At 60.7% G+C, this 26,994-nt stretch carries 22 protein-coding genes; 15 read left to right on the plus strand and 7 right to left on the minus strand.

Annotated elements, in window-relative coordinates:
- Positions 1–10 precede the first annotated feature (10 nt).
- On the plus strand, positions 11–1,000 hold the full coding sequence (locus ACIQWS_RS07280; RefSeq protein WP_403173688.1) for a GlxA family transcriptional regulator: 990 nt from the start codon (positions 11–13) through the stop codon (positions 998–1,000).
- Between the two features lie 93 nt (positions 1,001–1,093).
- Positions 1,094–1,573, plus strand: coding sequence for a thioesterase family protein (locus ACIQWS_RS07285; protein ID WP_346306057.1), 480 nt, complete (start codon positions 1,094–1,096; stop codon positions 1,571–1,573).
- Positions 1,574–1,679: 106 nt separating this feature from the next.
- On the opposite strand, the gene ACIQWS_RS07290 is transcribed toward ACIQWS_RS07285, so the two are convergent.
- On the minus strand, positions 1,680–2,576 hold the full coding sequence (locus ACIQWS_RS07290) for a LysR substrate-binding domain-containing protein (protein WP_403173693.1): 897 nt from the start codon (positions 2,574–2,576) through the stop codon (positions 1,680–1,682).
- A gap of 160 nt (positions 2,577–2,736) precedes the next feature.
- Between ACIQWS_RS07290 and ACIQWS_RS07295 the strand changes: the two genes are divergently transcribed.
- Genes ACIQWS_RS07295 through ACIQWS_RS07305 form a run of 3 tightly spaced genes read left to right on the plus strand, consistent with a single transcriptional unit; the run spans position 2,737 to position 8,900 of the window.
- Positions 2,737–3,969: an aromatic ring-hydroxylating dioxygenase subunit alpha gene (locus ACIQWS_RS07295; RefSeq protein ID WP_403177561.1), complete on the plus strand. Its 1,233-nt coding sequence runs from the start codon at positions 2,737–2,739 to the stop codon at positions 3,967–3,969.
- Between the two features lie 42 nt (positions 3,970–4,011).
- The gene (locus ACIQWS_RS07300; RefSeq protein ID WP_403173697.1) at positions 4,012–6,459 is read left to right on the plus strand and encodes an FAD-dependent oxidoreductase; all 2,448 of its coding nucleotides are present in this window, start codon (positions 4,012–4,014) and stop codon (positions 6,457–6,459) included.
- Positions 6,456–8,900 (plus strand): FAD-dependent oxidoreductase, encoded by a 2,445-nt coding sequence (locus tag ACIQWS_RS07305; RefSeq protein ID WP_403173700.1) that lies wholly within the window; start codon positions 6,456–6,458, stop codon positions 8,898–8,900. Before ACIQWS_RS07300 ends, ACIQWS_RS07305 begins: the two co-directional genes overlap by 4 nt.
- Before the next feature lie 182 nt (positions 8,901–9,082).
- On the opposite strand, the gene rocD is transcribed toward ACIQWS_RS07305, so the two are convergent.
- Together rocD and rocF are read right to left on the minus strand one after the other, a co-directional pair.
- A complete protein-coding gene (gene rocD / locus ACIQWS_RS07310; RefSeq protein ID WP_403177564.1) occupies positions 9,083–10,291 on the minus strand; it encodes an ornithine--oxo-acid transaminase in 1,209 nt (402 codons plus the stop codon).
- Positions 10,292–10,319: 28 nt separating this feature from the next.
- Complete coding sequence (rocF, locus tag ACIQWS_RS07315; RefSeq protein WP_403177568.1) at positions 10,320–11,303, minus strand: arginase; 984 nt, start codon at positions 11,301–11,303, stop codon at positions 10,320–10,322.
- 176 nt (positions 11,304–11,479) lie between these two features.
- Between rocF and ACIQWS_RS07320 the strand changes: the two genes are divergently transcribed.
- The 6 genes from ACIQWS_RS07320 to ACIQWS_RS07345 all read left to right on the plus strand — a co-directional run bounded on the left by ACIQWS_RS07320 (position 11,480) and on the right by ACIQWS_RS07345 (position 17,585).
- Entirely contained in the window at positions 11,480–11,905 is a 426-nt protein-coding gene (locus ACIQWS_RS07320; protein WP_105732917.1) for an Lrp/AsnC family transcriptional regulator, read from the plus strand.
- A gap of 28 nt (positions 11,906–11,933) precedes the next feature.
- Entirely contained in the window at positions 11,934–13,328 is a 1,395-nt protein-coding gene (gene pabB, locus ACIQWS_RS07325; protein ID WP_403173713.1) for an aminodeoxychorismate synthase component I, read from the plus strand.
- A complete protein-coding gene (locus tag ACIQWS_RS07330; protein ID WP_403173716.1) occupies positions 13,325–13,915 on the plus strand; it encodes an anthranilate synthase component II in 591 nt (196 codons plus the stop codon). Before pabB ends, ACIQWS_RS07330 begins: the two co-directional genes overlap by 4 nt.
- 149 nt (positions 13,916–14,064) lie before the next feature.
- The gene (locus tag ACIQWS_RS07335; protein WP_346305835.1) at positions 14,065–15,513 is read left to right on the plus strand and encodes an aldehyde dehydrogenase family protein; all 1,449 of its coding nucleotides are present in this window, start codon (positions 14,065–14,067) and stop codon (positions 15,511–15,513) included.
- A 147-nt stretch (positions 15,514–15,660) separates the two neighbouring features.
- Entirely contained in the window at positions 15,661–17,073 is a 1,413-nt protein-coding gene (gene mgtE / locus ACIQWS_RS07340; RefSeq protein WP_223615051.1) for a magnesium transporter, read from the plus strand.
- A 125-nt stretch (positions 17,074–17,198) separates the two neighbouring features.
- Positions 17,199–17,585 carry a MerR family DNA-binding transcriptional regulator gene (locus ACIQWS_RS07345; RefSeq protein ID WP_105733149.1) on the plus strand — a complete coding sequence of 129 codons (387 nt, stop codon included), beginning with the start codon at positions 17,199–17,201 and terminating at the stop codon, positions 17,583–17,585.
- Positions 17,586–17,773: 188 nt separating this feature from the next.
- Here the strand turns inward: ACIQWS_RS07345 and ACIQWS_RS07350 are convergent, their stop codons facing one another.
- Positions 17,774–18,748, minus strand: a complete 975-nt coding sequence (locus tag ACIQWS_RS07350) for a heparan-alpha-glucosaminide N-acetyltransferase (RefSeq protein ID WP_403173720.1) — start codon at positions 18,746–18,748, stop codon at positions 17,774–17,776.
- A 214-nt stretch (positions 18,749–18,962) separates the two neighbouring features.
- On the opposite strand from ACIQWS_RS07350, the gene ACIQWS_RS07355 reads away from it, so the two are divergent.
- A complete protein-coding gene (locus tag ACIQWS_RS07355; RefSeq protein WP_403173723.1) occupies positions 18,963–20,162 on the plus strand; it encodes an MFS transporter in 1,200 nt (399 codons plus the stop codon).
- On the opposite strand, the gene ACIQWS_RS07360 is transcribed toward ACIQWS_RS07355, so the two are convergent.
- Positions 20,157–20,876 (minus strand): DUF599 family protein, encoded by a 720-nt coding sequence (locus ACIQWS_RS07360; protein ID WP_346308331.1) that lies wholly within the window; start codon positions 20,874–20,876, stop codon positions 20,157–20,159. The two genes, ACIQWS_RS07355 and ACIQWS_RS07360, sit on opposite strands and share 6 nt — an antisense overlap.
- Before the next feature lie 584 nt (positions 20,877–21,460).
- On the opposite strand from ACIQWS_RS07360, the gene ACIQWS_RS07365 reads away from it, so the two are divergent.
- The 3 genes from ACIQWS_RS07365 (at position 21,461) to ACIQWS_RS07375 (ending at position 25,084) form a co-directional block, all read left to right on the plus strand.
- Positions 21,461–22,861, plus strand: a complete 1,401-nt coding sequence (locus tag ACIQWS_RS07365) for an L-serine ammonia-lyase (RefSeq protein WP_403173730.1) — start codon at positions 21,461–21,463, stop codon at positions 22,859–22,861.
- Between the two features lie 155 nt (positions 22,862–23,016).
- Entirely contained in the window at positions 23,017–24,546 is a 1,530-nt protein-coding gene (locus ACIQWS_RS07370) for a nucleobase:cation symporter-2 family protein (RefSeq protein WP_403173731.1), read from the plus strand.
- A 103-nt stretch (positions 24,547–24,649) separates the two neighbouring features.
- Complete coding sequence (locus ACIQWS_RS07375) at positions 24,650–25,084, plus strand: DUF1489 family protein (RefSeq protein WP_105732907.1); 435 nt, start codon at positions 24,650–24,652, stop codon at positions 25,082–25,084.
- Positions 25,085–25,094: 10 nt separating this feature from the next.
- Here the strand turns inward: ACIQWS_RS07375 and ACIQWS_RS07380 are convergent, their stop codons facing one another.
- Positions 25,095–25,364: a hypothetical protein gene (locus ACIQWS_RS07380; RefSeq protein WP_288193660.1), complete on the minus strand. Its 270-nt coding sequence runs from the start codon at positions 25,362–25,364 to the stop codon at positions 25,095–25,097.
- 48 nt (positions 25,365–25,412) lie between these two features.
- A complete protein-coding gene (locus tag ACIQWS_RS07385; RefSeq protein ID WP_403177573.1) occupies positions 25,413–26,873 on the minus strand; it encodes an SPOR domain-containing protein in 1,461 nt (486 codons plus the stop codon).
- Positions 26,874–26,994: the final 121 nt, after the last annotated feature.

Consider the following 26,994-nt stretch of genomic DNA (forward strand, 5'->3'; position numbering starts at 1 on the left):
CGAACTTGATTTGATGAATAGCGAAACGTCGCCCCTCTTTTTGCCCAACACCAAAACGCTTGATGTGACGGTCCTCGTCTTCAGCGGCGCATCGCTGATGTGCGTGGCATCGACCATCGATCCCATGCGCGCCGCCAACCGCGTCTCGGGCAGCACCCTGTTCAAATGGCGGATCGTGTCGCTGGATGGCAACCCGGCGATCACCACCTGCGGGCTGCCGATTGCCGTCTCCGGCGCGTTCGATCCGGCTGACAAGGCAGACATGCTGCTGATGATCGGCGGCTTCGGCACATCGGATATTTCGCGCACCACCTTCACCGCCGGCCTGCGCCGCGCCATGCATCACTACCAGATGATCGGCGGCATCGAGGCGGGGTCATGGCTGCTTGGCCGGGCGGGGCTGCTGCGGGGACGGCGTGCCACAACGCACTGGGAGGACATGGAGGAATTCACCGCCGAATTTCCCGAGGCGGATATCCGGCCGGACCGCTATGTCATCGATGGGCCCGTCTTCACCACGGGCGGCGCGTCGCCGACCTTCGACCTGATGCTGCATCTCATCCGCTCGCGCTGCGGCATGTCCGTGGCGCTCGATGTGGCGAGCGTCTTCATCTACGACGAAGCGCATGCATCCAATGTTGCCCAGCCGCTTGTCTCGCTGGGGCGGCTCGACGGCGTACATCCGAAACTCGCCACGGCGATTCGGCTCATGGAGGGGCATCTCGATGCGCCGCTCACCGTCGGTGCGATCGCCAAACGCTGCGGTCTCAGCGCCCGCAGCCTGGAAAAAATTTTTGCGAAGGCCGTGGGCGAGGGACCCGGCCGCTACTATCTGCGGCTGCGCCTGAAGATCGCGCGGCGGCTGATCACCGACACCAAAACCCCGCTGGCCGATATCGCCGCGCGTACGGGTTTTTCATCCGCTGCCGCATTCGCCCGTACGTTCCGGACGTTTGAAGGCAAGCCGCCGAGCAGCCTGCGCGCGGCAGCCAATCGTTAGGCAGCCGCCATTATCAGTCGTTTTTGACACAGTGGACGGGCGGCTGCCATGGTTCAAATGCCGCCGAGTTTTACCAATGAGGGGAATACCAGCATGCCAGAAGGTGATTTGTACCGCTCCGCTCCGATAGCCATGGAAAAGGAATGGATCGATTATAACGGCCATCTGAACATGGCCTATTACAACGTGGTGTTCGACCGCGGCGGCGACGAATTCCTTGCCGAACTGGGATTTGGCCCGAAATATGCGGCGGAACGCAAGCTGACGATCTACACGGCGGAGGTTCATATCTGCTACGTGCAGGAGATCCATCTTGACCATCTGGTGACGGTAACCAGCCAGCTCATCGATTTCGACGGCAAGCGTCTGCACACCTACAACGAAATCATTCACGTCGATGGCTGGGTTGCCGCGACGTCGGAAGTTCTGTCACTGCATGTGGATATGAACGGCCCGAAGGTTGTGCCGTTCCCGGAGGACGTGCTGCCAAAGCTTGCGTTTTACCGGGATGCCCATGCGAAGCTCGGGATTCCGGCGCGGGTTGGAAAATCGATCGGGATTAAGAGGAAGTAGGTTTGCAAGAGCACCGTGCGTGGTTCGACAAGCTCACCATGAGGGAATCCAGTGCTTTGCAAAATGCAACTTCCCTCATGGTGAGCTTGTCGAACCACGCACAAGCCTATGCAGCCTCGAACTGCTCCACCAGCCACTTCTCGAACTGGCGGATGCGCGCTTCATTGACCCGCTCCTTGCGGCAGATCATGTACCATGCACTGGGTTGCGGGACTTTCAGCGCGAACGGTGCCACCAGACGCCCCGCCTTCAGATCGTCGGCGACGAGAAAGCCCGGCGCGATGGCCAGTCCCTGACCATCGAGGGCCGATTGCAGGGCGGCGAGGTAGGTGTCGAACTTCAGCGTCACCGCCTGGCCGCTATCGGCAATCCCTGCGGCATCGAGCCACGTGCCCCAGTCCTCCGGCGCGGTATAGAGCGCCAGACGCGGCACCTTGTTGAGTGCCTTTGCCTCGGTGTCGCCCGCGATCCGCGCCGCAACCGCCGCGCTGCACACCGGAAACATCTCGGCTTTGACAAGCAGCCGGTAATGCAGGTTCATCCGCTCCGGCCGGGTCGTGTGGATGATGCCGATATCGGAACTGTCGATATTGAGTTCCCAGTCGAGCTGGCTGGTGCCGATGCGGATGGCAAGGTTCGGGTTGACCTTGCGGAAGTCGGTCAGGCGCGGAATGAGCCAGCGGATGGCGAAGGTCGCATAGGTTTCAATCGCCAGATCATCCGTCGTGCCCAGCCGGTTGATCAGCGCCGTGCCGCGGGCGATCTTTTCGAAGGCATCGCGCATATAGGGATAATACAGCGTCCCGGCATCGGTCAGCGCCACGCCGCGCGGCAGGCGTTCGAACAGTTTTACCCCGAGAATCGCCTCAAGCTCGGAAATGCGGTGGCTGATGGCCGATTGGGTGACGCCAAGCTCATCGCCCGCCAGGCGAAAGCTCAAGAGACGGGCCGAAGCTTCAAACGCGCGCAACGAGCCGAGCGGGGGTATTCGGGGCTTCGACATCATCGGGCGGCATCCTGTAAAACAGACTGTTGAGAATAATTCATGTCTTGATGAGCAACCATCGCTTGAACGGCGCCCAATGCGGAATCATTCTAATCTGCGACGCATCCGGGAAACAAGGGAGCGCGTCGGGGGACCACTCTTTTTGAGCGAGGCTAACATGGGCGCGGAACAGGCATTGGCTGGCGTTGCACCGGCAGGCGACAAGATCGACCGCATGATTGCGGACCACCGGCCCGGCCATGGGCTGACGCGCGCTTTCTACATGGACCCGGATGTCTATGCCCGGGACATGGAACGGGTGTTCCGCCGCCATTGGCACTGCATCGGCCATGCCAGCATCATTCCCAATGCGGGCGATTTCGAGCTGTTCAAGATCGACTCGGAGGCGGTGATCGTTTCGCGCACCGAGGATGGCGCGATCCACGCATTTCTCAATGTCTGCCGCCATCGCGGCGCCGAGGTCTGTACCCAGCAGAAGGGCAATGCCCGCTTCTTCGTCTGCCCCTATCACGCCTGGACCTACATGAATGACGGCAGCCTGCGCGCGGCACGGCTGATGCCGCGGGACTTCGACCGCAGCGCGCATGGCTTGAAAAAGCTGCATGTACGGGTGGCCGAAGGGCTGATCTTCATCTGCTTTGCCGACGAACCGCTGAATTTCGACATTATCGAGCAGTCGCTGCGCACGACCTGCGGGCAGTATGGCTGGGCCGATGCCAAGGTGGCGCACCGCGAGACCTATCCGGTGGATGCTAACTGGAAACTGGCCGTGGAAAATTACGTCGAGTGCTACCACTGCGGCCCGGCCCATCCGGAATATTCGCAGACCCATGCGCTTGAGCAACCGCTGGAAAAAATCACCGAGCTGAATGCGCGGATGGAGCAGCGCACCTGTGCGCTTGGTATTGATATCGCCACAGGCGACCATTGGCAGAGCTCCGCGCAAGGCAATGAAACGATTCACACGTTCCGCTATGCGCTCTATGACGGCGTATCGAGCGGCAGCCAGGACGGCTCGCCCGTCGGCCCGCTGATGGGCCGTTTCACCGAATTCGACGGCGGCGTGACCTCCATCCATCTTGGCGGCACGAGTTTCCTCGTGTGCTACCCCGATCACGGCATGATTTATCGTTTCATTCCGAAGACAGCCGATACCTGCGAGATGGAGCTGATCTGGCTGGTGCGCGGCGATGCCGAGGAGGGCCGGGATTACGATCTGGAAAAGCTGACATGGCTGTGGAAGGTGACCACGGCCGAGGACAAGACGATCATCGAACACACGGCGCGCGGCGTGCGCTCGCACTACTTCGTGCCGGGGCCCATCGCACCGATGGAACACAACGAGTTGCGGTACATCCAGTGGTACCTCGATGAAATCGCCCGGGCATGACCGGGCAGCAAAACCACAGCATGAGACCACGGGAGACTATGCATGTCTGAATTTCCAACGTCGGCGCGGGTCATCATCATCGGCGGCGGGGCGGTCGGCGTCTCGTCGCTGTATCATCTGGCCAAGGCGGGATGGACCGACTGCGTGCTTCTGGAGAAGAACGAGCTGACATCGGGCTCCACCTGGCATGCGGCGGGCAATGTGCCGACTTTCTCCGCCTCGTGGTCGGTGATGAACATGCAGCGCTATTCTGCCGAGCTGTACCGGCGGCTGGCGCAGGAAGTCGACTATCCCATGAACTACCATGTCACCGGCTCGCTGCGGCTCGCCCATGGCAAGGAACGCATGCGCGAGTTCCAGCGTGTCAAAAGCATGGGCCGCTATCAGGGCATGGATATCGATGTGCTCGGCGTCGATGAAATCAATGGCCGCTATCCCTTCATTGCGACGCATGATCTGGCGGGCGCGCTGTACGATCCGAACGATGGCGATATCGATCCGGCCCAGCTGACGCAGGCGCTGGCCAAGGGCGCGCGCGACATGGGCGCAAAGATCATCCGTTTCTGTCCGGTGACAGGCGCCCGGCGCGACGGTGACGAATGGGTGATCGCGACGCCGCAGGGCGAGATCCGCTGTGAATATGTGGTCAATGCCGCCGGTTACCGGGCGCAGGAAATCGGCAGGCTGTTCGGCCGCGAGGTGCCGATGATGGTCATGAGCCATCAATATCTGCTGTTCGATGAAATCCCCGAGATTGCCGCATGGAGCCGCGAGCAGGGCCACAAGCTGCCGCTGCTGCGCGATGTGGATTCGTCCTACTATCTCCGGCAGGAAAAGAACGGCATGAATCTCGGCCCCTATGAGCGCAATTGCCGGGCGCATTGGGCCACCCCAGACGATCCGATGCCGGATGATTTCTCCTTCCAGCTGTTTCCCGACGATCTTGAACGGCTCGAATGGTATCTGAACGATGCGATCGCCCGCGTGCCGATCCTTGGCACGGCCGGTCTGTCGAAAATCATCAATGGCCCCATTCCCTATGCACCGGATGGCAATCCGCTGATCGGGCCGATGCCCGGCGTGCCCAATGCGTTCGAAGCCTGTGTTTTCACCTTCGGCATCGCGCAGGCGGGTGGGGCAGGCAAGGTTCTGGCGGAATGGGTGACGGAGGGCGCGACCGAATGGGATATGTGGTCCTGCGATCCGCGCCGCTTCACCGCCTTTGCCGACCATGACTACAGTGTCGCCAAGGGCGTGGAAGTCTATGGCCATGAATACGCCATCCATTTCCCGCGCCACACCTGGTCTGCGGGACGCAACAAGAAGCTGTCGCCGCTGCATGCGCGCGTGACCGGGTTGGGTGCGCAGTTCGGCGTCTATAATGGCTGGGAGCGGGCAAACTGGTATGCGCAGCCCGGCGACGACACGTCGGAAGCGGCGACCCAGACATTCACGCGGGAAGGGCCCTGGCAACGGCGCATCCGCGAGGAGTGTCATGCGGTGCGCGATGCGGTCGGCATTCTCGATCTGCCCGGCTTCTCCCGCTTCAAGGTGAGCGGCACCGGGGCACGCGACTGGCTGTCCGGCTTGATCACCGGTCTGGTGCCGAAACCCGGCCGCATCGGCCTTGGCTATTTCGCCGATGCCAAAGGCCGCGTCGTTACCGAAATGTCCATCATGGCGATCGATGAGGACGTGTTTTTCCTCATTACCGCAGGCGTTGCCGAGTGGCACGATCTGGAATGGCTGCAAAAACATCTGCCCAGGGGCAGCGCAATCAGCATCAGCAATGTCACCGAGCAGTTTTCCTGCCAGATCGTCACGGGCCCGAAGGCGCGCGATCTCTTTGCCGGTATCTGCGATGCGGACCTCGGCAAATCCTGGCTGTCGCACCAGACGACGCAGATTGCCGGTCGCTATTGCCAGCTTGTGCGCGTGTCGTTTGCCGGGGAACTGGGCTGGGAAATCCACAGCAAGGTCGCCGATACCCAGGCGATTTTCGATGCGGTCTGGCAGGCGGGGCAGCCATACGGGCTAAAACCGTTCGGCATGTATGCGCTGGACTCGCTGCGGCTGGAAAAGGGTTATCGCGCCTGGAAGGGCGATCTTTCCACCGACTATACGCCTTTGCAAAGCGGGCTCGACCGTTTCATCAAATGGGAAAAGCCGGAATTTCTCGGCAAAGCCGCACTGGAAAGCGAAAAGCAGCACGGCGTGCAGAAGCGCTTCGTCACGCTGACTGTCGATGCCGGCGATTGCGATGCGCCCTACATGTCGACGCTCTGGCACCAGGGCAGCATCGTTGGCGAAACCACCTCGGGCGGCTGGGGCCACCGGATCGACAAATCCATCGCGCTCGGCATGCTCAAGACCGAACTCACCGAACCCGGAACGGAAATCGAGGTCGAGATTTTCGGCGAACGTTTCAAGGCTACCGTGCATCCGGATCAGCCGCTCTGGGACCCCGCTAACGAAAGAATCCGCGCATGAGTTCTCTTCCGGCCAAGGCCAGAGCCGTCATCATCGGGGGCGGCGTTTCCGGCTGTTCCGTCGCCTATCACCTTGCCAAGCTGGGCTGGACCGACATTGTTCTCTTGGAACGCAAGCAGCTGACCTCGGGCACCACATGGCATGCGGCCGGGCTGATCGGCCAGCTGCGCGCCTCGCAGAACATGACGCGGCTCGCCAAATATTCCGCTGATCTCTACGTCAAGCTGGAGGCGGAAACCGAGGTGGCCACGGGCATGCGCCAGGTGGGGTCCATCACCGTGGCGCTGACCGAGGAACGCAAGCACGAGATCTATCGCCAGGCTTCTTTGGCGCGTGCTTTCGATGTGGATGTGCGGGAGATTTCTCCACAGGAAGTCAAGGAGATGTACCCGCATCTTAACATATCGGATGTGGTCGGGGCGGTGCATCTGCCGCTGGACGGGCAGTGCGATCCCGCCAATATCGCCATGGCACTGGCCAAGGGCGCAAGGCAGCGCGGCGCGAAAATCTTCGAGAACGTGAAAGTCACCGACATTCACAAGAAGAACGGCCGGGTATCCGGCGTTTCCTGGGCCAGGGGCGAGGAACAGGGCACGATCGAGACCGATGTGGTGATCAACTGCGCGGGCATGTGGGCGCGTGATCTGGGGTCCATGTCGGGCGTGACGGTGCCTCTGCACGCCTGCGAGCATTTCTATCTCGTCACCGAGGCCATCCAGGGGCTCGGCCGCCTGCCGGTGCTGCGTGTCCCGGATGAGTGCGCCTATTACAAGGAAGATGCCGGCAAGATGATGCTCGGCGCCTTCGAGCCCGTGGCCAAGCCGTGGGGCATGAACGGCATTTCCGAAGATTTCTGCTTCGATCAACTGCCGGAGGATTTCGAGCATTTCGAACCGATCCTCGAAATGGGCGTCAACCGCATGCCGATGCTCGGCACGGCGGGCATTCACACTTTTTTCAACGGCCCGGAGAGCTTTACCCCGGATGATCGCTATTATCTCGGCGAGGCACCGGAACTCGGTGGTTACTGGGTGGCGGCGGGCTACAATTCCATCGGCATCGCATCGTCAGGTGGCGCCGGCATGGCGCTGGCCCAGTGGATTCACGATGGCGAAGCGCCGTTCGATCTGTGGGAAGTGGATATCCGCCGGGCCCAGCCGTTCCAGAAGAACCGGCGGTATCTGAAGGAACGCGTCTCCGAGACGCTTGGCCTGCTCTATGCCGACCATTTTCCCTATCGGCAGATGGCGACCTCCCGCAATATCCGCCGTTCGCCCATCCATGAACATCTGAAGGCACGCGGTGCCGTTTTCGGCGAAGTGGCCGGATGGGAACGGGCAAACTGGTTCGCCAATGACGGGCAAGAGCGCGAATACCGCTATTCCTGGAAGCGGCAGAACTGGTTCGACAATCAGCGCGCGGAACATCTGGCGGTGCGCAACGGCGTCGGCCTGTTCGACATGACCTCGTTCGGCAAGATCCGCGTCGAGGGCCGCGATGCACTGGCTTTCCTGCAAAGACTTTGCGCCAACCAGCTGGATGTCGAACCCGGCCGCATCGTCTACACGCAGATGCTCAACAATCGCGGCGGTATCGAAAGCGACCTGACCATCACGCGCCTGTCGGAGACGGCATTCTTTGCCGTTGTTCCCGGCGCCACCCTGCAGCGCGATCTCGCCTGGATGCGCAAGCATCTCAAGGACGAATTCGTGGTCATCACCGATGTGACGGCGGCCGAATCCGTGCTGTGCCTGATGGGGCCGAAATCCCGCGAGGTGATCGAAAGGATCAGCCCCAACGATTTTTCCAATGCGGGTCATCCCTTCGGCACCGCGCGGGAAATCGAGATCGGCATGGGCCTCGCCCGCGCCCACCGCGTCACCTATGTCGGCGAACTCGGCTGGGAGCTTTATGTCGCGTCGGACCAGACCGCCCATGTGTTCGAGGCGCTGGAGGAGGCCGGTCAGGCGTTGGGTCTAAAACTATGCGGCCTGCACACGCTGGATTCCTGCCGGATCGAAAAGGCCTTCCGGCATTTCGGCCATGATATCACCGACGAAGACCATGTGCTGGAGGCAGGGCTCGGCTTTGCCGTCAAAACCACGAAGGGCGATTTCATCGGGCGTGATGCGGTGTTGCAGAAGAAGGAAAACGGGCTGGACCGCAGGCTGGTGCAGTTCCGTCTTGCCGATCCCGAGCCGCTGCTGTTCCACAATGAAGCCATCGTGCGCGATGGCGAAATCGTCGGAACGATCACCTCAGGCAATTACGGCCATTATCTCGGCGGTGCGATCGGGCTTGGCTACGTCGCCTGCCGGGGCGAAAGCACCGAACAGGTGCTGGCGTCAAGCTATGAGATCGAGATCGCCGGAGAGCGCGTGAAAGCCTTGGCATCGCTCACGCCGATGTACGATCCGAAGGCGGAGCGGGTGAGGATGTAAGTATTTCACCCCCCTCTGTCCTGCCGGACATCTCCCCCACAAGGGGGGAGATCAAATCGGCATCAATGGTTTCGCCTTATTTTCAATGTTGAAGATTAATTGAAATAGCTGTGAAAGCTGATCTCCCCCCTTGTGGGGGAGATGGGCGGCAGCCCAGAGGGGGGTGTTGAACCCCCTAGGCCTCAATTCATGCTGGTTAGCACTTCGTTGAACTGTTCCAGCGCCCAATCGATCTGATCGCGCTTGATCACCAGCGGCGGCGCGATGCGGATCGTATCGCCATGGGTGTCCTTGGCGAGAATGCCGCGTTCCTTCAGTTCGTAGCAGAAGCGGTTGGCACCGCCGGCTTCCGGATGTAGCTCGATGGCCAGCATCAGGCCGCGGCCGCGCACTTCGCGCACGATATTGCTGCGGATACCCTTGAGCTGCTGCAGGAAATATTCGCCCTCGATGCGCGAATTCTCGATCATGTTTTCTTCGGTCAAAACACGCAGCGCGGCGCGGGCAATGGCGCAGGCCAGCGGATTGCCGCCGAACGTGCTGCCGTGCTGGCCGGGTTTCAGAACGCCGAGCACATCGCTGTTCGACAGCACGGCGGAGACGGGATAGAAGCCGCCGGAGAGCGCCTTGCCGATGAGCGTCACGTCGGCCTCGATCGCCTCATGCTCTTCCGCCAAAAGGGCGCCGGTGCGGCCAAGGCCGGTCTGGATTTCATCGAGGATCAGCGTGATGTTGTTCTGCGTGCAGAGCGCGCGCACCTTGGAGAAATAGCCTTTCGGCGGGATTTTCACGCCGGCCTCGCCCTGGATGGGCTCGACAAGGAACGCCACGGTATTGGGCGTCAATGCCGCTGCAAAGGCATCGATATCGCCGAAAGGAACGACCTTGAAGCCCGGCGCAAACGGGCCGAAATTCTCGCGGGCGGACGGATCCGTGCTGAACCCGACGATCCCCATGGTGCGGCCGTGGAAATTATCGGAACAGACGATGATCTCGGCGGCATTCTCCGGCACGCCCTTGACCTCGTAGCCCCATTTGCGCACGGCCTTGATGGCGGTCTCGACGGCTTCGGCACCGCTGTTCATCGGCAGGATCTTGTGCGAGCCGGTGAGGGTTGCCAGCTCTTCGTAGAACAGGGCCAGCTGATCGTTGCGGAAGGCGCGCGAGGTCAGCGTCAGCTTTGACGCCTGTTCGGTCATGGCCGCCAGGATCTTGGGATGGCAATGGCCCTGGTTGACGGCGGAATAGGCTGAAAGACAGTCGAGATAGCGGTTCCCATCGATATCCCAGACATGCACGCCTTCACCGCGCGACAGAACCACATCAAGCGGCTTGTAGTTGTGAGCGCCAAGACGGGACTCGGTCGAAATCAGTTGGGCGGCTGTTTGCAGCAAAATATCCTCCTATTTGCCAATTTTCTTATACGTTGAGCGCCGTGGTGCTCTGGTCTGAAACGGCGGGCCGTTCATAAATCTGCCGGCCGAACAGGCTGGCGACGAGATCGACGAGCAGCATGGCGCTCTTGCCGCGATCATCGAGGAACGGATTGAGCTCGACGATGTCGAGCGAGCCGACAACGCCGGAATCATGCAGCATTTCCATCACGAGATGGGCTTCGCGGTAGGTGGCGCCGCCGGGAACCGTCGTGCCGACACCCGGCGCAAGCGACGGATCGATGAAATCCACGTCAAAGCTGACATGCAGGATGCCATTGGCCTTCTGCACCCGCTCGATGATGCGGCGCATCAGCTTGGCCACGCCGAACTCGTCGATCTGGCGCATGTCGATGACGTCGATGCCGCGTTCGCGCAGGAGCTTGCGCTCGACCGTGTCGATGGAGCGGATGCCGAAGAGATGCAGGTTTTCCGGCTTGATCAGGCCATGCGGCTCGTCGCCGAACACGCCTTCAAGGCCGGGCTCGTTGCACAGGAGCGCTGCGGACATGCCGTGCATGTTGCCGGAGGGCGAGGTTGCCGGGGTGTTGAAATCGGAATGCGCGTCGAGCCAGAGCACGAACAGTTCGCGGTTGTTTTCCTGGCAGTAGCGGGCGATGCCGCCGACCGAGCCCATGGACAGCGAATGGTCGCCGCCCAGAATGACCGGAAAACTGCCGTCCTTCATCGCCTCATAGGTTTCAACGCAGAGCATGCGCGACCATGCGGCGATCTTTTCGATGTGATGAGCAAGGCCGGTGACGGGCGCAACGGCTGGCAGGGTCTGCGGCAAGCGAAGATCGCCATGATCGTCGACCGGATGGCCCATCTCTTCCAAAGTGCGGATGAGACCGGCGGTGCGCAGCGCTGCCGGGCCCATCAGGGCGCCGAGACGACCGGCACCTTCCTCGATGGGCGCGCCGACGATCGTCAATTTCTGTTTGGGGTCGTTCTCAAAGTTGCTGAGCATGTTCATCAACAAGCGCCACTTTCGCGTTTGAATGGTCAATCAAATGAAGCCGGGGGATTCACCGGCGCAGCCAGTATACTGCCACCCCGAGACGGTGACAAATAGACAGCATCCTGATAGAAATGCGCTGCTTAATGTGCAGTTTGCGCATCTCAATTGTACAAATTGGAACAGACATGGATGATCTTGACCGCCGCCTCTTGTCACTGCTGCGCGATGACTGCCGCATGCCCGTCTCGTCGATGGCAACGCTGCTCGGCATTTCGCGCGCCACAGTGCGGGCCCGCGTCGACAAGCTGACCACCGATGGCACCATTCAGGGTTTTACCGTGACGCTGAAGGCGGGCGCCGGCGTTTATGGCGTTCGCGCCATCGCCATGATCGAAGTGGCCGGGCAGGGTGCGGAAAAGGTCATCCGCCGCCTGCAGGGATTTCCCGAAATTCGCGCGCTGCATACCACCAACGGTCGCTGGGATATTGTTGCGGAGATCGAGGTGGAGACGCTGGAAGCGTTCGATCACACGCTGCGTGACATCAGGCATATTGACGGAATCACCCTGACCGAGACAAGTATCCTGCTTTCCACCCGCAAGAGCGGATAGACGCATGGTCGTGAAAGGCTGACAACGGATGCACATCCGTGAAATCCCCTGGCTGGAACCAGTCGACGCTGCCGAACGCCTGAAGCCGTTCGGCGGGCTGAGCTTTCTTGACAGTGCCATGCGGCACGACCAGCTTGGCCGCTATTCCTACGTGGCTGCCGATCCCTTCGGCACGCTGGCGGTCCGGGATGGTGCGGCCAGCTGGAACGATCAGCCACTGGATCTCGGCCCGCTGGAAGCGCTTTCACGCTATCTCGAACTCTACCGGCTGGAGGATCAGGCTGATCTTCCACCCTTTCATGGTGGGGCTATTGGCTATTTCTCCTATGAATTCGGACGTTTGCTGGAGAATCTTCCCGAACCTCTCAAACAATCTCAAGGCGAAGTACCCGATGCCATCTGGAGTTTTTACGATGTCGTCCTTGCCTTCGATCACCTGACGCAACGGGTCTGGCTCGTCTCGTCCGGTTTGCCCGAACAGGCGGATGAAAGGCGTGCCGCCGAACGCGCTCATGTCTTTCTTGCGGCGCTCGAGAAGCCGGTGAACACGCAAGCCCCCGCGCGGCCACGCGTTGCGCGCAATATCTGGCAATCCAATTTCACGCGCGAAGCCTATATGCAGGCGGTGGCGAAAGTCGTCGAATACATTCTCGATGGCGATATTTTCCAGGCCAATATCGCGCAACGCTTTATCGCCGATCTTCCCGAAAACTATCCCGTCTGGGCCTTCTACAAGGCGCTGCGCCAGCGCAATGCCGCGACATTTGCCGCCTATCTGGAGCACGATGATCTGGTCATCGCGTCGAGTTCGCCGGAGCGGTTTCTTTCCGTTCGGGGCCGGGAGGTGCAGACACGGCCGATCAAGGGCACGGTGCCGCGCTCGGCCGACCCGGATATCGACCGGCGGCATGCGGAAACCCTGCGTGCTTCTGAAAAGGATCGCGCCGAAAATCTGATGATCGTCGATCTGATGCGCAATGATCTGTCGCGGGTCTGCAATCCCCATTCCGTGCTCACGCCCGTGCTGTGCGGGCTGGAATCCTACGCCAGCGTGCATCATCTGGTGTCGGTCGTCACCGGGCGTCTGGCGGACGAAAAATCACTGCCGGACCTGATCCGTGCGGCTTTTCCCGGCGGCTCCATCACCGGTGCGCCGAAACTGCGGGCGATGGAAATCATCACCGAGATGGAAGAGGTCGCGCGCGGTGTCTATTGCGGCTCGATCGGCTTTTTCGGTTTCAACGGCAATATGGACACCAACATCGCCATCCGCACCGTGCTGTTCCAGGGCGGCAAGGCGGTGTTCCAGGCAGGTGGCGGCATCACGGCGCTCTCCGATCCCGCGGCGGAGTATCAGGAGACGCTGGACAAGGCGGCGCGGATTTTCGATGTGTTCGACATGGCCGGAGATGCCGGCTCATGATCCTCATCATCGACAATTATGATTCCTTCGTTTTCACTGTGGCGCGCTATTTTGCCGAGCTCGGCGAGGAAACACGCGTCGTGCGCAACGACGCAATCACCGTTGCCGACATAGAAGCGCTGCAACCCGCGGCTCTGGTCATCTCGCCGGGTCCCTGCGGGCCGCATGAAGCGGGGCAGTCGCTCGCCATCATCGAAGCCTTCAGCGGCAGCATTCCCATTCTCGGCATATGCCTTGGCCACCAATGCATCGGCGAGGCCTTCGGCGGCACGGTCCTGCGGGCGCAGGAACCCATGCATGGCCGCTCGTCCCTGATCCAGCATGACGGAACGGGCGTTTTCAAGGGCTTGCCGAGCCCGTTCAAGGCGGGGCGCTATCATTCGCTGATTGTCGTTGCGGACAAGGACAATGCGTCGCTCACCGTAACGGCCCGCTCCGACAGTGGCGAGATCATGGGGCTTGCCCACCGGGAGCACCCGACATTCGGGGTGCAGTTCCATCCGGAGTCGGTGCTGACGGAATATGGCCACGCCATGCTCGGCAATTTCCTGCGCATCGGGCGTGCCTTCCATCAACCCGGGAAATGACGATCAGACGTCAGCGCGCCGCTATTTTCGCCTCTTTGTTCGATATTCCTGTTGGCTGCCGGTCCATTCATCCGCTACACCAGCAGTCCAACGGATGCACATCCGCCCTGAACCAACCCAATCCGACAGCACCAGGCAGGAGACCAACCATGCTTCGCAAGACCGATTTCTATATCAATGGAAAATGGACCGCTCCGGCCGTGGCAAAGGATCTTGATGTCATCAATCCTGCCGATGAGCAGCCTTTCGCCGTCATTTCAATGGGCTCGGCCGCCGATGTCGATGCCGCCGTTGCCGCCGCGCGCAAGGCATTCGCCACCTGGAGCCTGACAAGTCGCGAGGAGCGCATCGCCTGGCTCGAGCGCCTGACCGCCGCCTACGAGACGCGCATCAATGACATGGCGCAGGCCATCTCCTCCGAAATGGGCGCACCGATCAAGATGGCGCTGGAAGAGCAGGCAGCCTCGGGCACCGGCCACCTCAAGGCGTTCATGCGGGCGCTGAAGAGTTTCGAATTCGAGCGCCCGCTCGACGAGCACAACCCCAACGTCCGGATCGCCTATGAGCCCATCGGCGTCTGCGGCCTGATCACGCCGTGGAACTGGCCGATGAACCAGGTTGTGCTGAAAGTCGTGCCTGCCATCGCCGCCGGTTGCACCGTGGTGCTGAAGCCCTCGGAAATCGCGCCGATTTCGTCGGTGGTTTTTGCTGAAATTATCGATGCATCGGGCCTTCCCGCCGGTGTGTTCAACATGGTCAATGGCGATGGTCCGTCCGTGGGCGCTGTCATGTCGGCGCATCCGGGCATCGACATGATGTCCTTCACCGGCTCGACCCGTGCCGGCATTGCCGTGACCAAGGCTGCCGCCGATACGGTCAAGCGCGTGTCGCTGGAACTCGGCGGCAAGTCGCCCAACATCGTTTTCGCCGACAGCGATGTCGAAGCGGCGGTCACGCGCGGTGTCCTGCACGTGTTCAACAATACCGGACAGTCCTGCAATGCGCCGACGCGCATGCTGGTGGAACGCTCGGTCTACGACAAGGCGACTGAGGTGGCCGCTGCCACGGCGAAGGCGACCGTTGTCGGTGATCCCGCGCAGGACGGCGATCATATGGGCCCGCTCGTCTCCGAGGCGCAGTTCAACAAGGTGCAGGGGCTGATCGAACAGGGCATCAAGGAAGGCGCACGCCTGATCGCCGGTGGCACCGGCCGTCCGGAGGGCTTCAATCGCGGCTATTTCGTCCGTCCGACGGTGTTTGCCGATGTGAACAACGAGATGACGATTGCCCGTGAGGAAATCTTTGGGCCGGTACTGGCGATGATCCCGTTCGATACGGAAGAAGAAGCCGTCGAAATCGCCAACGATACGCCATACGGTCTTGCCGCCTATATCCAGTCGGGCGATCGCGAGCGGATCAAGCGTGTGTCGAAGCAGCTGCGTGCGGGCATGGTGCGCATCAACGGCGCGTCGCACAAGGCGGATGCGCCGTTCGGCGGCTACAAGCAGTCCGGCATCGGCCGCGAAGGCGGTCACTGGGGGCTGGAAGACTTCCTTGAGGTCAAGGCCATCAGCGGCTGGGAAGACAGCGCCGCCTGACCGGCAGCGCCGCGCACCCGGTCCCGCCGGGGGAATAACCTTCTGAATTGACGCGTAATCCCCGGAGAAATCGATTTGGATTTCGGGGGTTATGCGTTAACTGACACTGTATGGTGCAAGTCGTGTCGGGAAGGCAGGTGCGGATCGATGGACGAAACGGAAACATTGCCTCCGCCCGCCGATGACGAGCGGGACGTCGACATTTACGGCGAAGACGGTGCCGTCCGCTCGTCCTATCTCGCCCGTGTCGGCGCCGCCATTGCGGATCGTGATGTTCTGTTCCTGCGTTCCCATGTCGGTAAACTGCACCAGTCCGAACTAGGCCACGTTCTTGAAGCGCTGCAATCGGAGCAGCGCGCGGCGCTCGTCGAACTGCTGGGCGATGAATTCGATTTTGCCGCGCTGACCGAAGTCGACGAGGCCGTGCGCCTCGAAATCGTCGATGCCATGCCGAATCAGCAGATCGCTGAAGCGGTTCAGGACCTGGATTCCGACGATGCCGTCTACATCCTGGAAGATCTCGACCAGGAAGACCGCGACGAGATTCTGGCGCAGCTGCCATTCACCGAGCGCGTGCGCCTGCGCCGGTCGCTCGGCTACCCGGAAGAAACCGCCGGACGCCGCATGCAGACAGAGTTCGTCGCCGTGCCGCCGTTCTGGACCGTCGGCCAGACCATCGACTACATGCGCAACAATGCCGACCTGCCGGAATCCTTCTCGCAGATTTTCGTCATCGATCCGATGTTCCGGCTGCTCGGTGCCATCGATCTCGACCGCATCCTGCGTGCCGGCCGCGACAGCAAGATCGACGAGATCATGCATGAGACGCGCCATGCCATTCCCGCGACAATGGACCAGGAAGAGGCGGCACAGATCTTCGAGCAGTATGACCTTCTGTCGGCTGCCGTTGTCGACGAGAATGAACGGCTCGTCGGCGTGCTGACCATCGAGAACATCGTTGACGTCATCCAGGAAGAGGCCGAGGAGGACATCATGCGCCTCGGCGGCGTCGGCGACGAAGAACTGTCCGACTCCGTCCTGTCCACCTCGCGCTCGCGCACGCCCTGGCTGGTCGTCAACCTGTTCACGGCGTTTCTCTCCGCCTCCATCATCGGGCTGTTTGACGGCACCATCCAGCAGATGGTGGCGCTGGCGGTGCTGATGCCCATTGTTGCCTCCATGGGCGGCAATGCGGCGACCCAGACCATGACCGTGACCGTGCGTGCGCTGGCGACACGCGACATGGATATCTACAATGCGGGCCGCATCATCCGGCGCGAGGCCTCGGTCGGTTTGATCAACGGCATGGTGTTCGCCGTGCTGATCGGCATGGTCGCCGGCTTCTGGTTCCACAATGCCGAACTGGGCGGGATCATCGCCTCGGCCATGATCATCAACATGATGGCCGCTGCGCTCGGCGGTATTCTGATTCCCCTGCTGCTCGACAAGTTCGGGGCCGATCCCGCCATTTCGTCGGCTGTCTTTGTCACCACCGTGACCGATGTTGTCGGGTTTTTCTCGTTCCTGGGACTGGCGACCTGGTGGTTCGGACTGGCCTGACAGCTGATTTTCCAGCATTTGAGACTAACGTTCATTTATGCTAACAAAGGTACAATTGACTTTTACGTAATTGCGTGGCCAAACATCCATGTGAAATAGTAAGAAAAATCAGAGCAATGTCTGTCATGCGCGAATATTATTCCATTACTGAGCTGACGCGGGAGTTCGGCGTTTCCACCCGGACATTGCGCTTCTATGAGGATGAGGGGCTGATCCACCCCGTCCGCCGCGGGCGCACACGCCTGTTCCGGCCATCGGACCGGCATCTGCTCAAGCAGATCCTGCGCGGCAAGCGGCTCGGTTTTTCCATCGCGGAAATCCACGAGATCGTGCAGATGTACCGCGAGCCGCCGGGGGAAATGGGTCAACTGCACCTGTTGATGAAGCGCGTCGAGGAAAAGCGCGGCGACCTGCGCCAGAAGCGCCGTGACATCGAGGAAACCCTGGCCGAACTCGATCAGGTTGAAGAAGCCTGCATCGAACGGCTGGCGGAACTGGGCGTCAATACCTGAGAGCTGGTACTGCCCTTCTGCATGGTTCGTGCTGTGTGGTGCGTGGTTCGACAAGCTCACCATGAGGGTGGTGGGTTGGCTGCATGCCAATCGCGAACGTCGCGGAATAGGGCTCCCCGCAACTCTCAACCTTCCTCATGGTGAGCTTATCGAACCACGCACACTGCAACTGCCGATGAACATTTCAATCAGGGCTGCATCGCTTCCTGCGTGCACATGCCGGTGATGTCCTGTATCTGCGGGTCATTGTCCTGGTTGCGCTTGCCCGTATAGACATCGTCGAAAATCTTCTGCGTCTCCAGCTGACCCACCGTGCAGGTGCAAAAACGTTCGCAGAACGCCCTGTCATTGTCCACCGAGCAGCTACGGGTGCATTCCCGGTCGAAAACCTCGTGCGGTGTAAGCGTGGCTGGTGGAAACACCTGCGCGATCAGGAAAACGCAGCTGATCAGCACCGGCTGATGGATCAGATAGAACGCCAGGCTGTGCTGGCCGATGAATCGCAATCCCCGGTCGAGCCAGGCCGGACGGATGGTTCCGGCGAAAATGCGCATCCGGTCGAGGTGCAGCATTGTCTTGGCGAGGGCCATGCCCGCCAGGACCGGGCCGAACCACGGGAAAATCGGCACGTAATCATTGGAACGGATGGGCATTTCCGACAGGCCGAGCGGCCAGAGCGCCGGGGCGTCGAATGCAGCGGAGGCCAGGTAATGCGGCGCGGCGATAACGGCCGCGGCGGCGACGGCGATGACAATGGCGGGAAGGCGCAGAAACAACAGGCCGAGCACGCTGGCGGCGGCAATCTCATGCAGGATGCCGAAGAACACAAAACTGTCCGGTGTGATGTACCGGGTGACGAGCGTGATGGCGAGGGAGGCCGCGACGATCTGCGCCAGGCGGATGCCGAAAGAGCGCAAGCGGATACCGTTGCGATGGGCCAGCACGAGGCTGAAACCGACAAGCACCAGAAAGGTCGAGGCAATGATGCGGGCATAAAGCTTCCAGGCCCCATGGCCCGTGGTGCCAGGCTCCATGTAGCCGAAAAACTCGAAATCCCAGCCCGTGTGATAGGTCGCCATGGCAATGAGCGCGATCCCACGCAGCACATCAAGCCTGCCGAGACGGGATTTGGCGGGCGGGGCAAGCGTCTCGGTCTGGCTCATGCGGGAATCTCGATGATTGCAACTCCTGACAGGCTAGGGGAGTTGCAACACAAAATCCATGTGTTTCCGGCACGCATCACGGCAGATATTTCGCACTTGTTTCAAAGGTTTCTGCGAAACAGACATATAATGTCGCTTGATTGACTGCTATCCATGGTTTCGCGCTCCAATGTCAGGGGGCGCTCGAATCAGCATTTCCCCGATAGCCAAGCCAGTGATCAATCAAGTTCGCCATCCCATCTGGATCAGCACGGCCAAACGTCCGACAGCCCGGGTGTTTGCGATCCTGTTTGGCATCGAGTCGATGGCCCGGGCGATCATCACCAGCGTGGTGCCGATCCAGACCTACGACTTGCTGCAGAGCGAGCGCAGCGTCAGCATCCTCTACACCTGCATGTCGATGCTGGGGCTGATGGTCACCCTGTCGATTCCCCTGCTGATCGTCCGCATCCCGCGCCGCTGGGTCTATACGGCCGGCGCCACCTCGCTGATCCTGGGATGCTGCGCCTTTGCGCTGGATACGGTGCCGGGGCAGGCGGCGGGGCTGTTCCTGCGCACGTTCGGGGCAGGCGCGCTGTCCATCACGCTCAGCCTCTACATCATGGACCATATCAAGAAGGGCGAACTCGTCCGCGCCGAGTCCGTGCGCATGGCGACGGCGACCTTTGCCTGGACGGCCGGGCCGTTCCTCGGCGTGTTTCTCTACAGCACCATCGGCATGATCGCGCCGTTCCTGTTGTCGATCGGCTTTTCCCTGCTGCTTCTCACGCTGTTCTGGTACTTTCGCCTCAGCGACAATCCCGCCCTGCAGAAGGGGCCGAGCCGGGCGGCCAATCCGATTGCCAACGTCCGGCGGTTTGTCGCGCAGCCACGGCTGCGGCTCGCCTGGCTCATCGCTTTTTCGCGGTCGTGCTACTGGAGCACGTTCTTCGTCTACGGGCCGATCCTGATGGTGGCGACGGGCCAAGGCAAGCTGGCGGGCGGCCTGCTCGTCTCCCTCGGCAACCTTTTCCTGCTGGGATCGATCCTGTGGGGCAAGGTCGGCATGGCCAAGGGGCTGATGCGGACGATATCAGGCGTTTTCATCCTTCTGGCCATTGCGCTGGCCGGCGCCGGGTTGGCGGGTGAGAAATTTCCGATGATCGCGGCGCTCATGCTGCTCGCCGGAGCGTTTTTCTGCGTTGCGCTGGATACGCTGGCTTCGACCACCTTCATTCGCGCGGTTCACCCGCACGAGCGCGCGCAGATGACCTCGGTCTACCGGACCTATCTCGATTTTTCCGAGCTTCTGCCGGCATTCTTCTATTCGATCATCCTGACATTCTTCAGTCTTGGCGCGATCTTCATCGCCCTGGGCACGCTGATGGTCTTCACCGCCGTCGTCGTCTGGCGCTATCTGCCGCGTAGCTTATGAATCTGCATTGGCGTTGTTGCGCATCAGCGCGTCGCGGGCATTGGAGAAGAACTGACGGCGCAACAGCACAACCGCCACAAGGCTCGTCGTGATCATGAACAGCAGCGGGTCGAGAAACCATCCGAGATAGCCGATGGAAAAGAAGATGCCGCGCAGTCCGCTGTTGAAGTGCTGGCCGGCCAGGATGTTGATTTCCGCCGCCCGGTTGACGCTGAAAATGACCTGCGGATCGTCCGGCGCCTTGTCGCGGGCCATAGGCACGCCGCCGATCAGGATCGAGCAGTAGTTGAACAGCCGGTAAGCCCAGGCGAATTTGAAAAAGGCATAGGCGAAGAGCACCAGCAGGCCGAGAACCTTGGTTTCAAACAAGCGCTCGGTCGTCTCGCCGAGGAACGGGATATCGTGGAACAGCGTGACCACCCGGCCGGATGAATTCAGCAGGCCGAAACAGCCGCCGATGGCCAGAATCGACGTTGACGCAAAAAAGCCGGTGCCCTGCTGCAGGCCGATCATGATGCTGGTGTCGATCATGCGCAGTTCGCGGCTCGACATGGTGGTCATCCACTGCCGCCGGGCAAAATTCATTTCCGATGTCAGCGAGCGCCGGTTGAGAAATCCCTTGTCCGTGGTGCGCGAATAGAGCACCCACACGCCAAAGAAATAGACGAGGGCCAGCGCATCGAGCCAGTAGGACATAAAGCGTGCGGGTTCCATGCGGGCTCTCTCGGTGTGAGACAAAGACGTGCACAAACACATGACTCAGTTTGCAGATTCACTCAACACGAATTTACCCCAATCGTAAACGGCGCAGCGTGCTGAAGCTTTCTTTAACATGTTGAAATCATTGAAGTCATGCGGCCAGAACAACGCAGCCTTGCGCCGCGCCGCCCTGATTTTGCCATCTTTGGCGTTGCGAAGGACGGCATGGACGGATATACCCGCGTTCCCAGGGAGGGAGCGTTTCGACAGAATCGTATCCTTCCGAGAGCAACAGGGAAATACAAAATTCATGGACGATAGCGTTCAAAAGTCCTGCTGGGGCATCACCGCCTGGGCAGTTGTCGGTTTCGCAGTGATCATGCTGGTGACCTATCTCATCGCAGTGCACTGATAAAAAATCAGGCTCCAGTCCAGTTGAGCCGGAATAAATTTCTGATGGAGGGGTGCAGTGCGTCTGCACCCTTTTTCTTTGGTCCGGCATGTCGTAGAAACACAACGCTAGGTCGGTGGCTGGCTTCGGCTTATGTCTTGGAGCAGCCATTATAGCGCGATACAATTTCACTGTTTGAGGTAGCCGGATGTTCCTGTCGGTTTTCGATCTTTATAAAATCGGCATTGGTCCTTCGAGTTCCCATACGATGGGCCCGATGACCGCCGGCAGCCTGTTCCTCGAAGAGTTGAAGAACGGGCAATGGCCACGCCCGACCGGCGTGAAGGTGGATCGCCTGCGCGTGCATCTGCATGGATCGCTGGCGTTCACGGGCATTGGTCATGCGACGGACCGGGCGGTGATCCTTGGCCTCTGCGGCCTTCTGCCCGCGACGGTCGATCCCAACCAGATGGATGCGCTGCTTGAGACGGTCAAACAGGAAAAACGTATTCGCCCCGAGGGGCATCCCGCCTACCGCTTCGATCCGGCAACCGATCTGATCATGGACCGCAGGACACCGCTGCCGGGGCATGCCAACGGCATGGCCTTCGAAGCCTATGATGCGGATGAACGCCTGCTTCTGCGCCGCATCTTCTATTCGATCGGCGGCGGCTTCGTCGTCACCGAGGAAGAGCTGGAAAGCGCAAAGACCCGTACTGCACCAAAACCCGAACATCCCGTGCCGTTCCCGTTCAAGAACGCGGCCCAGATGCTGGCCATGAGCGCGGAGAGCGGGCTCTCCATCGCGGAAATGAAACGCCGCAATGAAGAAGTCTTCATGAGCCGGGATGAGCTTAACGCCGGTCTTGATCGCATCTGGTCGGCCATGCGCTCCTGCATTGATCGCGGGTTGGAGCAGGAAGGCATCATGCCGGGCGGCCTCAAGGTCAAGCGCCGCGCCCGTTATCTGCATGACCGGCTGCAGGAGGAGTGGCGGCAGAACCGCATGAATCCGCTGCTGGCCAATGACTGGCTGTCCGTCTACGCCATGGCGGTGAACGAGGAGAATGCTGCGGGTGGACGCGTCGTCACCGCGCCGACCAATGGCGCTGCGGGCGTGGTTCCCGCCGTGCTGCGCTATTACCTGCATTTCCACGACGATGCCGATGCCGAAGGCATTCGCGACTTCCTGCTGACATCGGCGGCCATTGGCGGCGTCATCAAGCACAATGCCTCGATATCAGGCGCGGAGGTCGGCTGTCAGGGCGAGGTGGGCTCTGCCTCGGCCATGGCAGCTGCCGGGCTCGCTGCTGTGATGGGCGGTAATGCCGCACAGATTGAGAATGCGGCGGAAATTGCGCTCGAGCACCATCTCGGCATGACCTGCGACCCCGTGGCCGGCCTCGTCCAGGTCCCCTGCATCGAGCGCAATGCCCTGGGCGCGGTCAAGGCGGTGACGGCGGCATCCCTGGCGATCAAGGGGGACGGCACGCATTTCGTGCCGCTCGACGCCTGCATCGAAACCATGCGCCAGACCGGAAATGACATGAACGAACGCTACAAGGAAACCAGCCTTGGCGGTCTTGCGGTCAATGTCGTGGAGTGCTGAGATTGATTGAATCGGCGCGTGCAATACCCGCACGCAGCCGAAAACACTTTCAATAAATCAGATACAGTCAAATCCCAAAAAGCTGCCATAGTTTTCCTCCCGCCCGATCAGCAATGTTTGGTTGGGCTGCATAAAGGTATTGGGAGGACACTACCTTGGCATCACGATTGAATGAAAATACGCCAGAGGACCGTCCGGAGGACGAGAATCTGGGGCTGGCGGCCAATATGGCCTATGGCTTTCAGCATGTTCTGACCATGTATGGCGGCATCATTGCCGTTCCGCTGATCCTTGGCCAGGCGGCAGGGCTGTCGTCGAACGATATCGGCCTTTTGATTACCGCGTCGCTGTTTGCCGGTGGGCTGGCGACAATCCTGCAGACGATGGGCCTGCCCTTTTTCGGCTGCCGCTTGCCGCTCGTTCAGGGCGTGTCGTTTTCCGGCGTGGCGACCATGGTCGCCATCACGGGCAATGGCGGCATCGAGGCGGTGCTGGGCGCCGTCATGGTCGCCTCGTTCATCGGCCTGCTGATCACGCCGGTCTTTTCCAGGATTACCCGGTTTTTCCCGCCATTGGTCACCGGGATCGTCATCACCACCATCGGCTTGACCCTGATGCCGGTCGCCGCGCGCTGGGCGATGGGCGGCAACAGCAAGGCGCCGGATTTCGGCAGCATGGCCAATATCGAGCTGGCGGCAGTGACCCTTGTCATCGTGCTCCTGCTCAGCAAGGTCGGCAGTGCCCGGATTTCACGGCTGTCGATCCTGCTGGCCATCGTCATCGGCACTCTGATTGCGCTGGCACTGGGCATGACCGACTTCTCCAAGGTGAGCGAAGGGCCGTTCATCGCCCTGCCGACGATCTTTCAATGGGGGTATCCGACCTTCCAGGTAGCGGCGATCATTTCCATGTTCATCGTGATCATGGTCACGCTGGTCGAAACATCGGCGGATATCCTGGCCGTGGGCGAGATTATCGAGACCAAGGTGGACTCGCGCCGTCTCGGCGATGGTCTGCGCGCCGACATGCTGTCGAGCCTGATCGCGCCGGTGTTCGGCTCATTCACGCAGAGCGCCTTTGCCCAGAATGTCGGGCTGGTTGCGGTGACCGGCATCAAGAGCCGCTATGTGGTGGCGACGGGCGGTCTGTTCCTTGTCGTTCTGGGTCTGCTGCCGGTCATGGGACGCATCGTTGCGGCGGTGCCGAGTGCCGTCCTCGGCGGCGCTGGCCTCGTGCTCTTCGGAACCGTGGCTGCCAGCGGCATCCGCACGCTGTCCAAGGTCGACTATGCCAACAACATGAACCTCATCATCGTCGCGACGTCGCTCGGGTTCGGCATGATTCCGATTGCATCGCCGAATTTTTACGATCATTTCCCCACATGGTTCGCCACGATCTTCCATTCCGGCATCAGTTCGGCCGCGCTCATGGCGATTGCGCTGAACATCGTGTTCAACCATCTGACCGCGGGCAATTCGGACCAGCAGTCGGTCTTCGTCGCCGGTACCGAGCGGGTGCTGCGCTATCAGGATATCGCGCAGTTGCACGACGGCGACTACTTCCTGAATGGCAAGCTCTATGATGCCAACGGCGTCGAGGTGCCGGTCGTTGCGGCGGACGTTCATGCCCCGGCGGTCAAACGGCAATCGGGGGGCGGGGCGGCCATACCCGCAACTGGTCACTGAGACTTTTACCGGCGGGCAGCATCACCATGCTTCCCGCCGGCGCTTTGTGGAGAACCCGCCGGTTTCGGTTGACCTAGCCGCCTGAAAGCGTCAAATCTCCTGCATGGCTCTCAATCTCGTCAAACTTTGTGTCGGCTGCACTGCGATCGAAGATCTCGCGGCGTGGATCGATTTTCGCCTGGATGAGCGCAGGCGTGCCGGCCTGTCGCCCGAACAGTTCCACACGACACGCATGGTTCCCAAGCGCGTCGAGGAATTGCTGGCCGGTGGATCGCTTTACTGGGTGATCAAGGGCAACATCCAATGCCGCCAGATATTGACGGACATTCGCACCTTCACCGATGATGAGGGGATTTCACGCTGCCATCTGGTGCTGGATCCGCGCATCATCGCGACGGAATGGCAGCCACGGCGGGCGTTCCAGGGCTGGCGCTATCTGACAAGCGAGGATGCACCGGCGGATGAGGGGCAGGGCAAGGGCCGGGCCAAACTGCCACCGGAACTGCGCAACGAACTGGCGTCGCTGGGGCTGCTCTAGCCCCGAACTATCAGGAAACCTTGAGGCGGACTGCGGTCACACCATTGTGACCGGCGGTGCGGATGTGCAAGCGCACGGGAGGCATGGCCGCGCGGCGCGTTCTCGCCGCCTGGCACAGCAGCACGTTCACAAGGTCCATCGTCTTGAACGCTGCGTTGCCGCGCCGCAGATCGGCAAGGCGCTGCGCCGCCTGCTGCAACGCGTGCATACCGCCAAAGAGCGACCGGGATTCCTTGCCGGCAGCACCGGCAGAACCATGGAAATCATTGACACTCGACATTCGCAAAACCCTCAACTCTGTACAAACTGGGTCTTTCAGATCACTGCCTCAGGATTGGGGCGCAATTGCAAAGCAGTGGTAGTTTTGACGCTTCAGCGCGGTGCAGGCATTGTTTGCAGCCTTGGCTGAGGCAATGCCGGCAAAGCGGGCGCGGTAATAGGTTGCCGAACCCTTCTGGAATTTTTCAGTGTAGGGCGACAGGGTGGCGAGCGAGCCGCCGACCTCTGATGCCGCGCGGGCAAGGATCGCCTTGGCTTCGTCGGCACTGCCCATCGACCCGATCTGCACCATCCAGCCGCTGGCTGTACCCTTGTCCGAAGCCGAAGCGGTGGTAACCGGATCGACCTCTGCCTCATCGTCGGATTCGGCTGCCGCAGCGCGTGCGGTCGGAGTCGGAACGGTCAGGATCTGCGCGGCTGGCGACTGGGCCGGGGCGGAGGCATAGGCCGTCACGACATTGCTGGTTTTCGCAACAACTTCGGCACGTTGTGTCGGCATCGGCGCATCGTCGTCTTCGGGCAGTTCGACGGCTGCGACCTGAACCTTGCTGTTCTTGCGCGAGGCCAGCAGATTGCCGCCGTCGCGGCGCGAGGCGCTGGGCATGTACTGTTCGATCAGCTTGGCCATCTGCGCATCGCGGGCGCCGCCGCTGGTGCCGCCCATCACGACTGCAACCATCTTCTTGCCGTCGACATTCACCGACGAAACGAGGTTGAAGCCGGAATCGCGGGTGTAGCCGGTCTTGATGCCGTCGACGCCGCGCACCTTGCCGAGCAGGCGGTTGTGACCGGCGATGCGACGGCCGCGATAGCTGAAGCTGCGGGTGGAGAAATAATCATAATATTGCGGGAAATGCTCGCGCAGGGCGATGCCGAGCAGGGCAAGGTCGCGCGCCGACGAGCGCTGCTGCGGATTGGGCAGGCCCGAGGCGTTGCGGAACGTGGTGTTGCGCATGCCAAGCTGGCGCGCCTTGTTGGTCATCATCTGGGCAAAGCGCTGTTCCGAACCGCCGAGATATTCGCCGATGGCTGTTGCCGAGTCATTGGCCGATTTGGTGATGACGGAGAGAATGGCCGCTTCCGCGCTGATGGTCTGGCCGGGCTTGAAGCCGATCTTTGTCGGCGGCTGGCCGGCGGCATAGGCCGAAACGGGAATGGGTGTCGACTTCGAGACCTTTCCGGCTTCCATCGCTTCAAACAGCATGTACAGCGTCATCATCTTGGTCAGCGACGCCGGAAAGCGCTGGGCATCGGCATTGGACGAGTAGAGCGTCTTGCCGGTGTTGGCATCCACCACGATGGCCGATGCCTTCGAGGATGCTTCTGCCCTGGGTGTCTGTGTCAGGCCTATTCCGGAAGCGAGCGCCAAAGCCAGGAATGTATGGGTAAGTCTGGTAAAAAGTCTGGAACCTTGGCGGGCTGGATAAAGCACAATCAACACCTGCTCATACTGAAGCGTATATGGAATTTGACTGACGTAATGTTGCGTCAGGTACGGATCGTCGAACATTACCCGCAACAGCGTTACCAAACTGTTTATGGTAACCGGAATGTTCACGAATTCCGCGGCATTGCGTTGTTTAAAATTGTCGGAAATTATTGCGATGCACAAAAAATTTGACTTTTTGTGC

It is taken from the genome of Phyllobacterium sp. NPDC097923 (genome assembly GCF_044760925.1).
GTDB classification, from domain to species: domain Bacteria; phylum Pseudomonadota; class Alphaproteobacteria; order Rhizobiales; family Rhizobiaceae; genus Phyllobacterium; species Phyllobacterium calauticae.